Source organism: Streptomyces poonensis (assembly GCF_014650915.1).
GTDB classification, from domain to species: Bacteria; Actinomycetota; Actinomycetes; order Streptomycetales; family Streptomycetaceae; genus Streptomyces; species Streptomyces poonensis.
Genome location: NZ_BMVW01000001.1, coordinates 921480 through 935456 on the forward strand (window position 1 = coordinate 921480; position 13977 = coordinate 935456).

Consider the following 13977-nt stretch of genomic DNA (forward strand, 5'->3'; position numbering starts at 1 on the left):
CCTGTGCCTCCGTCCCACGGGCAACGCACCCGGACCGGGACGGGCACCACCAGACCAACGCGGGCCGCCGACCGGCGATCGAGCGTCGTGCCCGCACCCACAGGAGACGCATGTTCACGCGCAGACATCTCCACCTGTCCCTCGCCACGGCCACGGCCGTGGCGCTGACCGGCGGGCTGCTCACCCTCTCGGCGGGTGCCGCGAGCGCCGCCGGCCCGGCCAAGTACGCCGACGACTTCAACGGCGACGGCCGCCGGGACTACGCGGTCACCGGTGACGGCTCGTTCACCGTGACGTACGGGACCGCGAAGGGCCCGGGCACCAAGAGCAAGACCTTCACGCAGCAGAGCGCGGGCGTTCCCGGGACGGCCGGCGACGCGGGCGGGTACGCCGACGGGTTCGGCGAGGACCTCGCGGCCGCCGACCTCAACCGTGACGGTTACGCCGACCTGGCCGTCGCCGACCGCTCCGAGAAGGTGAGCGGCAAGGTCAGCTCGGGCGCGGTCACCATCATGTGGGGGTCGAAGTCGGGCCTCGGCGCCAAGGCCACCCGCCTCTCCGTCAAGGCCGATTCCCACCAGGGCTTCGGCAACGAGCTGGAGACCGGGGACTTCGACGGTAACGGCAAGGCGGACCTGGCGGTCGCCGACGGCTCCGGCACGGTCTACGTCTACCGGGGCGGCTTCTCCTCGTCCGGCACCACGGGCAAGGTCACGAAACACACGCTCGCCCCGAGCGTCAACGAGGTCCTCGAGATCAGCGGACTCGTCGCCGGCAAGGTCACCAAGGACAAGGCCACGGACCTCTACGTCCTGGGCACGGGCTACCGCAAGGGCAAGATGACCCAGGACACCTGGTTCGTACGCGGCGGCTCCGCCATCAAGTTCGGCAAGCTCACGAAGATCAACAACTCGGCCCCCGACTTCGACACGGCGGGCGTGATCGCGGACTTCGACAAGGACGGCTACGGCGACCTGGCCGTCAGCGACACCCCGTACAACAAGGGCGCGGGCTCGGTCGTCGTCGTACGCGGCGGCTCCGCCGGCCCGACGACCACGTACCGCATCACCCAGGCCACCTCGGGCGTGGCGACGGCGGCCACGAAGAACGACACCTTCGGCTGGGACCTGTCCGCGGCCGACACCAACGGCGACGGCTACGCGGACCTGGCGGTCGGCGTGCTGGAGGAGAAGGTCGGCTCGGTCGCGGGCGCCGGCGGGGTCCATGTGCTGCGGGGCGGCAAGAAGGGCCTGACCGGCACCGGATCGCAGTGGTTCACCCGCGCCACGGCCGGCGTCCCGGGCAGCCCTGCGGAGTACGGCATGTTCGGCCACTCGGTCCGTCTGCGCGACCTGGACGGCGACGGCGACAAGGACCTGCTGGTCTCGGACGGTCAGTACGCCGGCGTCCTGCTGCCCGGCGGGGCGAAGGGCATCACGGCCACCGGGGCGAAGGCGTCGACCATGCCGGCGCAGTTCCCGCAGTAGGACACCCGCGGCCCGCGCGGTCACCGCGCCCGGTGCCCCACGGCCGCCCGCCGTCGGTCACCGGGCGCTTCGGCGTCGGCCGGATCGTCAGGGGCGGGCGCGGGCGGACCGGCCGGCGCCGGTCCGCCTCCGCCGCGTACTCGTCGTGCTCCCCGGCGTCCGGCACCTCCGGCGGAACGATCCGCCTTCGGCGTCCCCGGCCGTCGCCGGGCTCGACCGCCTCCTCACCGGACCGGCCGCCGGAAGACCTGGGTGTCCGGGGCGGGCCGGCCGACCGGGTTCGTGACCCGTCGTTTGGGGGCGGCGGCACCGGGCGCGGGGGCATCGGGCCGTGCGCCGTCCGTACGGGGGCGCTGGCGGGCGGGCGGCGGGGAGGACGTGTCCTTCTTCACCGTCGCGTCGGATGTGTCCTCACCGGTCGGGGCCTGCGCGGCGGGCGAGGGACGCATACGGTGGCGCGGTGCCGTTCGCTGGGGCGGGCGGGTGAGCGTGATCTGGCGGACGATCTGCTGGAAGCAGACCAGGGACGCCAGCGCCGGCAGGGCCGCCGCCGCTGTGTCGCTGACCGTCTTGGGGGCCTGGACGATGCACAGGAGCATCGCGATGGACGAGAACAGCAGGACCACGCCCCAGGAGTGCACCGCCCGGCGGCGGTGCAGCGCGGCCCGCAGCACGGACAGCGACGCCACCAGCCACGGTCCGTAGACCAGCAGGGGCCACCAGGACACGATGCCGCCCTCCGTGCGCGACACGGCCGCGAGGCGCAGCGGCTCGTACGCCGCCATCCCGCCGAAGAGGCTGACGGAGGAGGCGATGACCGCGGCCAGGGCGGCGATGAGGAGGCTGGCGACCCGCAGGAAGCCCAGGTCCTTGCGGAGCTTGTGCTTCCGGGGACTCCTCCTCAGCGGCGGCAGCTTCGCCGTGATTTCCTGGACGTTCCCCAGCGGTGTGCCCGGCGCCGGGGAGATGACTGATTCGTCGGGATCGGGCTCGGGCTCGTCGTGCAGGACCGGGACCTGTTGCTCCATCGATTCCTGGAGCATGAACGCCAGCTCTTCAGCCGGGTCCCAACCGGATGGCGGCGGGATCAGAGTTTCCGAGAAGACATCGGCCGGGGCTCGGTGCCGGCCTGTGCCTGCCTCGTTGTACTCGTTGTACGACCCCTCATAATAGGGCGGATAATAGGCGCCCTGTTCCTGGTGCATGGCGAAGTCTGGCTACTTCGCTTGCGTATGATTCAAAGTACCTTGCGGCCTGATCCACCGCCGGGCGAGATTGGTCTCCAACTCGGTCATGACGCCCAGAAAGCGCTGTAGCACAGGCTCGGTCACCTGGAGCGTCACGGGAAGACCGCACCTGGTGAGAGTGCCGTTGGTGGGCGATGAGCAGTGTTCCCGGCCGGGAGTGTAGGTGTAGGGCCCAAGTGTGACCGAATGCCCTACAGGGCTGCTCCCGTGCTCCTGGCCCGGAAGCAGGCCGGAAAACCCTTCCCCATTTTCCTTGGTCATATCTGAATTAACGCCGCCCCACTCCCCCGGATGCGCGGCAAATGGGTGAACGACTTCGTGGATAATTATCTTATGCGGGAGTAAGGCTCAACCGACAGTACCGCTGTAGGAATGGCGGGAATCGGGTTGTAGGAGGAGTGGGGCGCCGGCCGGGCAGCATGGAGGCCGACCGCGTCCCACGCGGTCGGCCTTCCCTCCACGCCCGTCCCGTCAGGCCCCGGGGCGCCGGTCGATCGCCGTCAGATCGATGTCGATGTCGTAGGGCACCGAAACCTTCAGCCGGTCGTGGAAGATTCCGGTGAGGGCGTACGACCTGGTGGCCGGGTCGAGTTCGTAGACGTAGACGACGGGGAGGCCCTTGTCGCCGTCCTGCTCCACTCGCCAGAGGTGCCGCACACCGGCCGCGGCGTACTTGCGGGGCTTGACCTCACGGTCGCGTTCGCGGGAGTCGGCGGAGACCACCTCCACAGCGAGGACGATGTCCTCGGGTTCGTACCAGGTCTGCGCAGGCCCCGTGTTCGCGTCCACGGGAAAAACCAGCACGTCCGGCTCCGGCCTGTTCCTGGAGTCCAGCTTGACCGTCATCTCCCGCATGACGTCGAGGTGGTCCGGCGCCTGTTCCAGCAGGCGGTTCTCCAGCAGGCGCATACAGCGACCGTGAAAGGCGGTCTGCGGACTTATGAAGACAAGACTCCCGTCGATCAGCTCCGTGTGCGGCGGGAGGCCCGGGATCCGGTCGAGGTCGTCCGCGGTCCAGCCCTCGGCGGGCGGGATCGGCCAGCGGTACTCCGGCTCGTCCACCGGCTCCGGGTCGTGCTCGAGTGCGGCGCTCATGAGTGCTCCCATGCGATGGAGTCTCGCCTGTTCCCCCAGCGTACCCAGGGGCGCGGGCGGGAGCGTCAGCTCATCAGGTGAACGCCGTCGACCGCGGACCGCGCGCCCCCACCCCGCCTTGAACGCGTTCAAAAAGAGGAGTACGGTCATCCCGCAACGTTTTGAACGTGTTCAAGAAGGGGTGGGGGCATGGATCTCACGGTCGTCGCGTACGTCATCTATCTGCTGGTCAGCGTGGGGCTGACGGTGTGGGTCGCGCGGACGCTGAGCCGGAACGGGCGGATCTTCCTCGGGGACGTGCTGCACGGCGACGAAAAGCTCGCCGACGCCGTCAACCACCTGCTCGTGGTCGGCTTCTATCTCGTCAACCTCGGGTTCGTGGCTCTGTATCTGAACCAGGACGAGAGGATCACCGACGCGCGCGGTGTGTTCGAGACCGTGTCCACCAAGCTCGGCGTCGTACTGCTCGTGCTGGGCGCGCTGCACCTCGGCAACGTCTTCGTGCTGAACAAGATCCGGCGGCGCGGAATCATGGAGCGGGAGCAGCTGCCGCCCGTCCCGCCGCAGGGCTGGGCCGCCCCCGCGGCCGGGGCGTGAGCACCGATGGCCACCACAGCCGTACACGACCGGGACGCCGCCCGCGTCCCGGTGCGCGGGCTCACCGTGCTGTACGACGCCCAGTGCTCGCTGTGCCGGTTCCTGCGGGAGTGGCTGGAGCGGCAGCGGCAGCTGGTGCCGCTGGAGTTCGTGGCGGCGGGGTCGGAGGAAGCCCGGCGGCGCTTCCCGTCGCTGGACCACCGGGCGACCCTGGACGAGATCACCGTCGTGGGCGACTCCGGGCAGGTGTACCGCTCCTCGGCCGCCTGGATCGTCTGCCTGTGGGCGCTGCGCGAGTACCGGCGCCTCGCCCACCGGCTGAGCACCCCGGCCGGGGCCCGGGTCGCCAGGGGAGTCGTCCTCGCCGCGGCCAAGTGGCGGGAGACCCGGGGCGGAGGTGCGTGGGGCGGGCGGGCCTACCGGACCGGCGACGGGTGGGGGTACGACCCCCAGTACGGCTGGACGTACAGCCCGCCCTCCTGCGACGGCGGCGCCTGCCCCACTGGTTAGGCTCTCTTCCGTGCCCGCCATGAACGACAGTCCCGAAGACGGCCGTACGAGCTCCGACGACAGCGGTACGCCCGTCAGGTCCGCCAAGTCGGAACAGACCCGCGCGCTCATCCTGGAGACGGCCATGCGGCTGTTCCAGGAGCGGGGCTACGACCGGACGACGATGCGGGCCATCGCCCAGGAGGCCGGGGTCTCCGTCGGCAACGCGTACTACTACTTCGCCGGCAAGGAGCATCTGATCCAGGGCTTCTACGACCGGATCGCCGCCGAGCACCAGGTGGCGGTCCGTGAGGTCCTGGACCGGGAGACCGATCTGGAGGCGCGGCTCGCGGGTGTGCTGCGGACCTGGCTGGACATCGCGACGCCGTACCACGAGTTCGCGGTGCAGTTCTTCAAGAACGCCGCCGACCCGGACAGCCCGCTCAGCCCCTTCTCTCCGGAGTCGGAGCACGCGCGCGTGGAGGCCATCAGCGTCCACCGGGAGGTGCTGGCGGGCACGAAGACCAAGGTCCCGGAGGACCTGCGGGACGTGCTGCCCGAGCTGATGTGGCTCGCGCAGATGGGGCTCGTCCTGTACTGGATCTTCGACCGGACCGAGGGCCGCGAGCGCAGCTACCGGCTCGCGGAGCGCGGCGCCCGGATCACCGCGCGGGGTGTCGCCCTGGCCCGCTTCCGGGTACTGCGGCCGCTGGTACGCGAGGTGCACGAGCTGTTCACGGACTTCCTGCCGGGGATGACGAAGGTGCTGCCGGATCCGGGGGGCAACAAGCGGGCCGGGTGATCCACTTTGGGGTGAACGCGGTCGAACGGGACGTTCGGGTCCTGACCTGCCTACGATGATGCTCTCGACAACCAGCCCCCAGGAGGCACGTGATGTCCGCTGCATCCGTCGAGCGACCCCATGGTGACCGTCCTCTGATCGCGGAGGCGAACCGGCTGTGGGACAGCCTCGCCCCGGGCTACCGCGTCGAGATCATCGGAGGCCAGATCCTCGTGACCCCGCCACCGGACGGCCCGCACGCCGTAGCCCTGACCGAACTCATGGTGCCTTTCCTGACCGCCGGGCTCCACGGTACGGAGTCGAAGGTGGTTCAGGGCATCGGCCTCTGGCTGCCCACCGGCACCGAGGACTACGCGATCCCCGACCTCTCCCTGGTCGACGCCGACTACCGGGACCACTCCGTCGAGAACAACTGCTACGACCCCGTCTGCTTCCGCCTGGTGCTGGAGGTCACCTCCAGCAACTACCGGACCGACCTGCGCGACAAGGTGAAGGCCTACGCCGCCGCCAAGATCCCGGTCTATGTGATCGTCGACCGTAAGCACCAGCGCCTGCACGTCCTGACCGATCCCGCCGGGGACGACTACGAGAACCACCGCCCGCACTCCCCCGGCGAGCTCGTCACCCTGCCCCGGGCCGTCGGCGCCGAGGTCACCCTCGACGTCGACGGAATCCTCAAGGCCGGTCAGCAGAAGGACGACTGACAGGACGACTGATGGCGTCCACACGTCCTCACGGCACCGCCCCCACCAACGCCCACACCGTTTTCCCGTGCCGGCCCCGGCTCCACACCCCCCAGGCCGCCGCGATGTTCTCCACCAGGCGCAGTCCGCGCCCGGTCTCCTCCCACTCGCCGGCCTCCCGCATCTTGGGCTCCGTCATCCCCTCGTCGGACACCTCGATGAAGCAGGAGCCGTCGGCGAGCGCGGTCACCGCGATCTCGAACTCCCGCTCCAGCAGCGGCCCGTGGCGGACGACATTGGTCGCCAGCTCGGAGACGAGGAGCACGGTGTCCTCCAACGCCTGATCCTCAGTCCCCAGCCCCCATTCGGCGAGATGGTCCCGCACCCGGCTCCGGGCCAGTCCGACCGACGCCGGATGCCTGGGAAGCCGAAAGGAGTTGCGCCTCAACACATTTGCTCCTCACCCCGCACACACCTCCAACACATGGTGCTGCGCGCGGGGCGGGCGCGGTGTCACTTTCGCGAATGTCAATGCCGCGAGATCACGACAGCCGAAAAGCCCTCACGGCATATCCCGTCGGACTGCCACGGTGGCCGGCCCGCACTCATTCCGCCGCCGGAACGGGACGAGGGGCACGTTCCGGGCCGCGACCCCGCCGAAAGGTGCGGCTGCCGGTCGCCGCACGGGGCTGACCGCCGTCCCGTCGACTGTCCTGAATCAGGCGGTCTACCTCCTCAATGCCATATTCGGACCCCGCGATTCCGTAGGGTCGGCCGGGTCCGCCGCGGGTTCCGGGGGCGGGGGGCCGGTGGTCCGGCCGACGCCGTACGCGTCCCAGCTTCCTCTCCCCGCACGGCTTCCGGAAGGCAGCCGGCCGTGGTGCGCGAGGGTGGCCCGCAGGGGCCGTCCGGCGGGCCGCCACCGCCCGGACGCGGACCCGGCGGCGACCCCGCAATACGCACATGCGAACGTCACATGCCGCTGGGAATTGCCATGGGCCCGCCGTCCGGGAGGACGACGGGGACGACCGGGGAGCGACTGGGGAGCGACTGGGCGAGGTGACTACGCCCGCTTCGACGCGAGCTCCACCACCGTGATGTCGGACGGTGCCCCCACCCGGACCGGGGGTCCCCAGGCGCCGGCGCCGCGGGAGACGTACAGCTGGGTGTCCCCGTAGCGCTCGAGGCCCGCCAGAGTGGGGTTGGCCTGTGCGGCGACGTAGTTCATGGGCCACATCTGGCCGCCGTGGGTGTGGCCGGAGAGCTGGAGGTCGACACCGTGCTCGACGGCCTCGTGGATCTGGACCGGCTGGTGGGCGAGGAGGACGACGGCCCGCGAGGTGTCACGGTCGCCGAGGGCCTTGGCGAAGTCGGGGCCGTGGCCCTCGTCCTCGCCCGCCACGTCGTTGACGCCCGCGAGGTCGAAGGCGGACAGCTCGGTGCGGGCGTTCTCCAGCGGGCGCAGCCCCAGCTCGCGGACCTCGTCGAGCCACTGCTCATGCCCGGAGAAGTACTCGTGGTTGCCGGTGACGAAGTACGCGCCGTGCCGGGCCCGCAGCTGTGCGAGCGGGGCCGCCGCCGGGCCGAGCTCCTCGACGGTGCCGTCCACCAGGTCGCCGACCACCGCGATGAGGTCGGGCCGGGTGCTGTTGACGGTGTCGACGACCTTCTGCGCGAAGCCCCGGCCGAGCAGCGGCCCGAGGTGGATGTCGCTGACGACGGCGATCCTGAACCCGTGGGCGGCGCGCGGCAGTTTGGCCAGCGGGACGGTCACCCGCTTCACCTTGGGGCCGCTGAGGACGCCGTACGTCCCGTAGCCGACCGTTCCGAGCGCGGCGGCGGCCACGGCCCCGCCGACGGCGCGGGAGACGAAGAGACGGCGGGAGGGGGCTGCCGGGGCGGGCGTCCGAGCGGGCTCCGCCGTGGAGTCAGCCGCGGACTCCGGTGCGGGCTTCGCCGCGGACTCCCGAACGGGCGTCGGGACGGCGGAAGCCGCGTCGGCCTCGGAGGCGGTGTCGGAGCGGGCGGGGAGGGCGGACTCTCCGGTCCGGGCCGCGGCCGGTACGGGCTCCGACGCCACCGCCGGCACAGGCTCCGCCGCCTTCACCGGTACGGGTTCCGGTGCGCGCCGGGCCGCCAGGCGGTGCAGGAGCGGCCGTACGGCCTCGCCCACCACCAGCGCCAGCAGCAGGTACAGCGCGAACGCCAGCCACATGTATCCCGGCCAGCCCAGCACTTGCTTGAGCCAGAACGGGGCGCCGGACCGGGAGGCCGCGAACGCCGCGACCATCAGCACCGGCCCGGCGATGAACACGGCCGTGCCCAGACGGCGGGCGAGGCCCGGGCCGCGCGTCGTGTCACGCACCAGGCGGCGCCACGCGTACCAGTGCAGAAACGCGAAGACGGCCGCGACGACCACGGCCACGAGTATGAAGACGATCACCATTCGGCCTGGACCCCCGCTATGTCGTCCGACGCAGTGCGCGCAGTCCGCGCAACCCGATGACCCCGATGACAGTCCCCAATACAAAGGAGACGACGGCGAGGGTCAGATGCACCCAGAAGTACGCCGTCGGATCACCCGCGTCGTCGAACGCGAGACCGCTGCCGTCCCCCCATAGATTTCTGGCGAAAGTGATCCAAATGACCCAGCTCCACACCCCGAAGGCGAGCAGGAACCAGGAGAGGGGGCGGCTGAGCTTCACGGAACGGGACCTCTCTTCATCACGCCGGGCGTCCGCGGCCGGTCGGGCCGACCTGGGGCCCGGGGAGCGTTCCCCGGCGCGGCACGGCACGGGATCAGTATCGCCCGCGGCGCACGGGGTCCGGTGCCCGGGTGGGGAGGGCGGTAGTCCTTCCTGGTGGCGGCCCTGTACTTTCTCGGTCGTGCCCGCCTCCATGATGACCGGCAGACGATCCTCACGGATCGCCTCCGCCGCACTGCTGTCCCTGTCGCTGACCGCCGCCCCGGTGCTGACCGCCGTCCCGGCCCTGGCCTCCGAGGGATCCTCACCCAGCACATCCACGTCCCCGTCCGCCACGCCCCCGGCGCGGATGTCGACGGTCGGCGGCGAGCGGCTCGGCAGGCCCGGTACCCAGGTGGAACTCGGCAGCGACGCCCCCGTGCTGCCCAAGGACATCACCGCCCGCTCCTGGATCGTCGCCGACGCCGAGTCCGGTGAGGTCCTCGCCGCGCACAACGCGCACTGGCGGCTGGCCCCGGCGAGCACCCTGAAGATGCTGTTCGCGGACACGCTGCTGCCGAAGTTCAACAGGGACGAGGAGCACAAGGTCGAGCCCTCCGACCTGGCGGGGATCGGCTCCGGCTCCAGCATGGTCGGCGTCAAGGAGGACGAGACCTACACGGTCCACGACCTGTGGCTCGGTGTCTTCCTTCGCTCCGGCAACGACGCGGTGCATGTGCTGGCCGCGATGAACGGCGGCATAGAACAGACCGTCAAGGACATGAACGAGCACGCCGAGGAGCTCCAGGCCCTCGACACCAACGTGGTCAGCCCGGACGGGTACGACGCGAAGGGGCAGGTGTCGTCGGCGTACGACCTGACCCTCTTCGCCCGTTCCGGCCTGCAGAAGAAGGACTTCCGCGAGTACTGCTCGACCGTGCGGGCGCAGTTCCCGGGCGAGACCGAGAAGAAGAAGGGCAAGACCACCCGGAAGTCCTTCGAGATCCAGAACACCAACCGGCTGCTCACCGGCGACCTGGACGTCGACGCCTACCAGGGCATCGCAGGTGTGAAGAACGGCAACACCACCAACGCGGGGGCCACCTTCACCGGTGTCGCCGAGCGGAACGGCAAGGTGCTGCTCGTGACCGTCATGAACCCGGAGAAGGACGAGCACAACGAGGTCTACAAGGAGACCTCCCGTCTCCTCGACTGGGGCTTCAAGGCCGCGGACAAGGTGGAGCCGGTGGGCGAGCTGGTGCCGCCGAAGGGTGCCGTCATCGAGGCGAGCCCCGGGGCGAGCGCCGCGCCGTCGCCGTCGGTCTCCGGGGCGGACGGCCGGCCCGCGGCGGCCCTCGTGCACGGTGGGTCCAGCGGCATCGGCACCGCGCTGGCCATCGCCGCCGGGGTACTGGTACTGCTGGGAGGCGCGGTCTTCCTGGTACACCGCAGGTGGCCGCTGCCGGAGCTGATGCGACGGCGCCGGTGAGACCTTGATCCACGGGTTCCGGTGCCCCCGGTGGAGCACCGGAACCCGGCCGGCCTCAGCGAGCGCGCTCGGTGTCGGCCGCGCCCGGCTCCCCGGGTCGTTCCAGCCGCTTCCCGGGTTCATCCGGTGCCGTCCTGGGACCTTCCTGTCGCGTCCCGGATCCTTCCGGTGCCGTCCCGTGCGTTTGCTTTTCCGGTGTCTTCCGGAGGGTTTCCGGTACCTCCCGGTGGGCTTCCGGTGACTTCCCCCGCGCTTCCGGTGCCCTGGATCGCTGCGGCTCCCTGGCCGGCTCGGGCCGCGGGCTCTTCCCCAGCAGCCCCGGCTCGTCCGGCTGCTCGGGCTTCTCCTGCCTTTCGCGCTGCTCCTGCCTTTCGCGCTGCTCCAGCCCTTCGGCCCACTTGCTTCCCGTCGCCGTCCAGGACGCGGCGTACAGCAGCAGCTTGCAGGTGAAGTTGATCCACAGGAGCAGGGCGATCGGGACGCCGAACGCGCCGTACATGCTCTTTGACGCGACGCCCTGGATATAGCCGCTGAGCAGCAGTTTCAGCAGCTCGAAGCCGATCGCGCCGACCAGCGCGGCCACGATCAGGCGGCGGCGCGGCGGCTGTACGCCCGGCAGCAGCGTGAGGACGTACAGCAGGAGCAGGAAGTCCGCGAGGACGGCGACCACGAACACGGCGGACCGCAGCAGCACACCGCCCCAGCCGCCCCGTTCGAGGCCCAGCTGGTCGCCGATCCAGCCGACCATCATGGAGCCCACCACGGAGACGATGAAGGTACACAGGACCGCGCCGCCGAGGCCGAGGAGCACGCCCGCGTCCTTGGCCTTGGCCAGAACGGGGTTCTCCTCGGGGTCCGGCTTCTCCCACACGGCCCGCAGACAGCCGCGCATCTCGCCGACCCAGCTGATACCGGTGAACAGCAGCAGCGCGCCCGCGATGATCCCGACCGTGCCGGCGTTGTCGACCAGTCCGCCGATGTCGAGCTGGTCGGAGATGCCGGGGATCTGGTCGGCGATCTTGTCCTCCAGCGTCTGCTGCTGTTTCTCGCTGACGGTCGCCGCGGCCACGGCGGCGGCGAGGGTCAGCAGCGGGAACAGCGCCAGGAAGCTGAGGAAGGTCATCGCGGCGGCCAGCCGCGTCCACTTCACGCGCTCCAGCCGTTCGTACGACCGCCATGCGTGCGTGCGCATCAGGCGTTCCACCACCGGGCCGATCCCGGGCAGCTTCTTCAGCCAGTCCATGATCCGGCTCCGCCCTCCCTCCGGTCTGGGAAAGACCGACGGCCGGGTACCCCTGAACGGCGGGACAGCACCGAGCGCCGCGCCGGTCCCGGAACGTCGTCCGTCTGTCACCACTCTTCTAGGAAGCGGCCGGGACACCACGGCAATTCAGGACGACATGGCGCGGCGGTCACTCGGTCACCGCTGCCGGCCGGGCGGGACCGCCACGGCCTCGGCTCTGCCTTCAGCGCCTGGGCAGGGTGGTGTCCCGGTCGGCCGGGGCACCGGCCTGCGGCGGCACGACCGCTTTCCCGAACAGGAATTTCCGCAGCTTGCGCCACACGCCGTCCGGGCCCTGCTCGTAGAGCGCGAAGCCGGTGCAGGGCCACTCCGCCTCATACCCGGAGAGCTCCTCGTACGCGCGGTCCATCGCCTCGTCGGAGATGCCGTGCGCCACCGTGACGTGCGGGTGGTACGGGAAGGCCAGCTCGCGTGCGACCGGGCCGGAGGCGTCCCGGACCTGCTTCTGGAGCCAGGTGCAGGCCTCGGCCCCCTCGACGACCTGGACGTAGACGACGGGCGACAGCGGGCGGAAGGTGCCCGTGCCGGAGAGCCGCATCGGGAAGGGCCGCCCGGCGGCCGCGACCTCGGCGAGGTGCGCCTCGATCGCGGGCAGCTCCGACGCGTCGACCTCCGTCGGCGGCAGCAGGGTGACGTGCGTGGGGATGCCGGAAGCCGCGGGGTCGCCGAAGCCCGCGCGCCGCTCCTGGAGCAGGCTGCCGTGGGGCTCCGGGACCGCGATCGACACGCCGATCGTTACGGTCCCCACGTCGTCTCCTGTCGTCGTTGTCGTCCGTCGTTGCCGTCTGTCGTTGCCGTCTGTCGTTGTCGTTCTTCTGCCGCGGTCCGCCGGGGGCCGCCCTCCGCCGAGGGCCGCCGTCCGCCGCCGGGCCGGTGCGGAGCGGTGCGGCGGCGGACGGGGGCGGTGACGGTCCGGCTGTCGACTGTACGGCGATGTGGCCCCGTGCCGGGAGGGTTGCCGGCCGGGTCAGTGCTTGGCGGGCAGGAAGCCCACCTTGTCGTACGCCTGGGAGAGGGTCTCCGCGGCGACGGCACGCGCCTTCTCGGCGCCCTTGGCCAGGATCGAGTCGAGCGTCTCCGGGTCGTCCAGGTACTGCTGGGTGCGCTCCCGGAAGGGCGACACGAAGTCGACCATGACCTCGGCGAGGTCCGTCTTCAGCGCACCGTAGCCCTTGCCGGCGTACTTCTGCTCCAGTTCCGGGATTCCCGTACCGGTGAGGGTCGAGTAGATGGTCAGCAGGTTGCTGACGCCCGGCTTCTCGGCCACGTCGTAACGGATGACCGTGTCGGTGTCCGTGACCGCGCTCTTGACCTTCTTCGCGGTGGTCTTCGGCTCGTCGAGGAGGTTGATGAGGCCCTTCGGCGTGGAGGCCGACTTGCTCATCTTGATCGACGGGTCCTGGAGGTCGTAGATCTTCGCCGTCTCCTTGAGGATGTACGGCTTCGGGACCGTGAAGGTCTGGCCGAAACGGCCGTTGAACCGCTCGGCCAGGTCGCGGGTCAGCTCGATGTGCTGGCGCTGGTCCTCGCCGACCGGGACCTCGTGCGCCTGGTACAGCAGGATGTCCGCGACCTGGAGGACCGGGTACGTGAAGAGGCCGACGCTGGCCCGGTCGGCACCCTGCTTGGCGGACTTGTCCTTGAACTGGGTCATGCGGGAGGCCTCACCGAAGCCCGTGAGGCAGTTCATGACCCAGGCCAGCTGCGCGTGCTCCGGGACGTGGCTCTGCACGAAGAGCGTGCAGCGGTCCGGGTCGAGTCCGGCGGCGAGCAGCTGCGCCGCGGCGAGCCGGGTGTTGGCGCGCAGGTCGGCCGGGTCCTGCGGAACGGTGATCGCGTGCAGGTCGACGACCATGTAGAACGCGTCGTGGGACTCCTGCAGAGCCACCCACTGGCGTACGGCGCCGAGGTAGTTGCCGAGGTGGAACGAGCCTGCGGTGGGCTGGATTCCGGAGAGCACGCGGGGTCGGTCTTGGGCCATGTTCACCATTCTCTCAGGTGCGGGGGCGAGTTCCGGTCCCCGGACGGAAACAGAATGCGGTGCGGAACGGCCCGCATGCCGTGGTCCGGGGCCGCGCGGTCGGCCGTTCCGCCGGGGCGG

13 protein-coding genes and 1 pseudogene are annotated in these 13977 nt (G+C 70.7%); 6 read left to right on the forward strand and 8 right to left on the reverse strand.

Annotation, left to right across the window (positions count from 1 at the left end; genetic code table 11):
- Window positions 1-110 precede the first annotated feature (110 nt).
- Entirely contained in the window at window positions 111-1487 is a 1377-nt protein-coding gene (locus tag IE242_RS04060; protein WP_189855320.1) for an FG-GAP and VCBS repeat-containing protein, read from the forward strand.
- Window positions 1488-1711: 224 nt separating this feature from the next.
- Here the strand turns inward: IE242_RS04060 and IE242_RS04065 are convergent, their stop codons facing one another.
- Entirely contained in the window at window positions 1712-2692 is a 981-nt protein-coding gene (locus IE242_RS04065) for a hypothetical protein (RefSeq protein ID WP_229858138.1), read from the reverse strand.
- A gap of 513 nt (window positions 2693-3205) precedes the next feature.
- A complete protein-coding gene (locus IE242_RS04070; protein ID WP_189855322.1) occupies window positions 3206-3829 on the reverse strand; it encodes a Uma2 family endonuclease in 624 nt (207 codons plus the stop codon).
- Between the two features lie 189 nt (window positions 3830-4018).
- Here IE242_RS04070 and IE242_RS04075 point away from each other — a divergent pair, with 189 nt between their 5' ends.
- The 4 genes from IE242_RS04075 (at window position 4019) to IE242_RS04090 (ending at window position 6421) form a co-directional block, all read left to right on the forward strand.
- Complete coding sequence (locus IE242_RS04075; protein ID WP_189855324.1) at window positions 4019-4426, forward strand: hypothetical protein; 408 nt, start codon at window positions 4019-4021, stop codon at window positions 4424-4426.
- A gap of 6 nt (window positions 4427-4432) precedes the next feature.
- On the forward strand, window positions 4433-4936 hold the full coding sequence (locus IE242_RS04080; RefSeq protein ID WP_189855326.1) for a thiol-disulfide oxidoreductase DCC family protein: 504 nt from the start codon (window positions 4433-4435) through the stop codon (window positions 4934-4936).
- A 10-nt stretch (window positions 4937-4946) separates the two neighbouring features.
- Entirely contained in the window at window positions 4947-5717 is a 771-nt protein-coding gene (locus IE242_RS04085; protein WP_189855328.1) for a TetR/AcrR family transcriptional regulator, read from the forward strand.
- A gap of 92 nt (window positions 5718-5809) precedes the next feature.
- Window positions 5810-6421, forward strand: a complete 612-nt coding sequence (locus IE242_RS04090) for a Uma2 family endonuclease (RefSeq protein WP_189855329.1) — start codon at window positions 5810-5812, stop codon at window positions 6419-6421.
- Between the two features lie 28 nt (window positions 6422-6449).
- Here the strand turns inward: IE242_RS04090 and IE242_RS04095 are convergent, their stop codons facing one another.
- The 3 genes from IE242_RS04095 to IE242_RS37350 form a co-directional block, all read right to left on the reverse strand.
- A complete protein-coding gene (locus IE242_RS04095) occupies window positions 6450-6851 on the reverse strand; it encodes an ATP-binding protein (protein ID WP_189855331.1) in 402 nt (133 codons plus the stop codon).
- Between the two features lie 612 nt (window positions 6852-7463).
- Window positions 7464-8846, reverse strand: a complete 1383-nt coding sequence (locus IE242_RS04100; RefSeq protein WP_189855333.1) for a metallophosphoesterase — start codon at window positions 8844-8846, stop codon at window positions 7464-7466.
- A gap of 16 nt (window positions 8847-8862) precedes the next feature.
- Window positions 8863-9105: an SCO4848 family membrane protein gene (locus tag IE242_RS37350; RefSeq protein ID WP_229858143.1), complete on the reverse strand. Its 243-nt coding sequence runs from the start codon at window positions 9103-9105 to the stop codon at window positions 8863-8865.
- A 181-nt stretch (window positions 9106-9286) separates the two neighbouring features.
- On the opposite strand from IE242_RS37350, the gene IE242_RS04105 reads away from it, so the two are divergent.
- Entirely contained in the window at window positions 9287-10573 is a 1287-nt protein-coding gene (locus IE242_RS04105) for a D-alanyl-D-alanine carboxypeptidase family protein (protein ID WP_271208564.1), read from the forward strand.
- Between the two features lie 391 nt (window positions 10574-10964).
- Here the strand turns inward: IE242_RS04105 and IE242_RS04110 are convergent.
- The 3 genes and pseudogenes from IE242_RS04110 to trpS form a co-directional block, all read right to left on the reverse strand.
- A pseudogene (locus IE242_RS04110) lies at window positions 10965-11816 on the reverse strand (YihY/virulence factor BrkB family protein); the annotation flags it as partial.
- A 223-nt stretch (window positions 11817-12039) separates the two neighbouring features.
- Complete coding sequence (locus tag IE242_RS04115) at window positions 12040-12624, reverse strand: 2'-5' RNA ligase family protein (RefSeq protein WP_189855337.1); 585 nt, start codon at window positions 12622-12624, stop codon at window positions 12040-12042.
- Between the two features lie 219 nt (window positions 12625-12843).
- Window positions 12844-13857 (reverse strand): tryptophan--tRNA ligase, encoded by a 1014-nt coding sequence (gene trpS / locus IE242_RS04120; RefSeq protein WP_189855339.1) that lies wholly within the window; start codon window positions 13855-13857, stop codon window positions 12844-12846.
- Between the last annotated feature and the right edge of the window lie 120 nt (window positions 13858-13977).

Excerpts from the sequence above, each read along its gene's own strand:
- IE242_RS04060 (WP_189855320.1), top strand. The coding sequence starts at position 111 with ATGTTCACGCGCAGACATCTCCACCTGTCCCTCGCCACGGCCACGGCC.
- IE242_RS04065 (WP_229858138.1), bottom strand. The coding sequence starts at position 2,692 with ATGCACCAGGAACAGGGCGCCTATTATCCGCCCTATTATGAGGGGTCG.
- IE242_RS04070 (WP_189855322.1), bottom strand. The coding sequence starts at position 3,829 with ATGAGCGCCGCACTCGAGCACGACCCGGAGCCGGTGGACGAGCCGGAG.
- IE242_RS04075 (WP_189855324.1), top strand. The coding sequence starts at position 4,019 with ATGGATCTCACGGTCGTCGCGTACGTCATCTATCTGCTGGTCAGCGTG.
- IE242_RS04080 (WP_189855326.1), top strand. The coding sequence starts at position 4,433 with ATGGCCACCACAGCCGTACACGACCGGGACGCCGCCCGCGTCCCGGTG.
- IE242_RS04090 (WP_189855329.1), top strand. The coding sequence starts at position 5,810 with ATGTCCGCTGCATCCGTCGAGCGACCCCATGGTGACCGTCCTCTGATC.
- IE242_RS04100 (WP_189855333.1), bottom strand. The coding sequence starts at position 8,846 with ATGGTGATCGTCTTCATACTCGTGGCCGTGGTCGTCGCGGCCGTCTTC.
- trpS (WP_189855339.1), bottom strand. The coding sequence starts at position 13,857 with ATGGCCCAAGACCGACCCCGCGTGCTCTCCGGAATCCAGCCCACCGCA.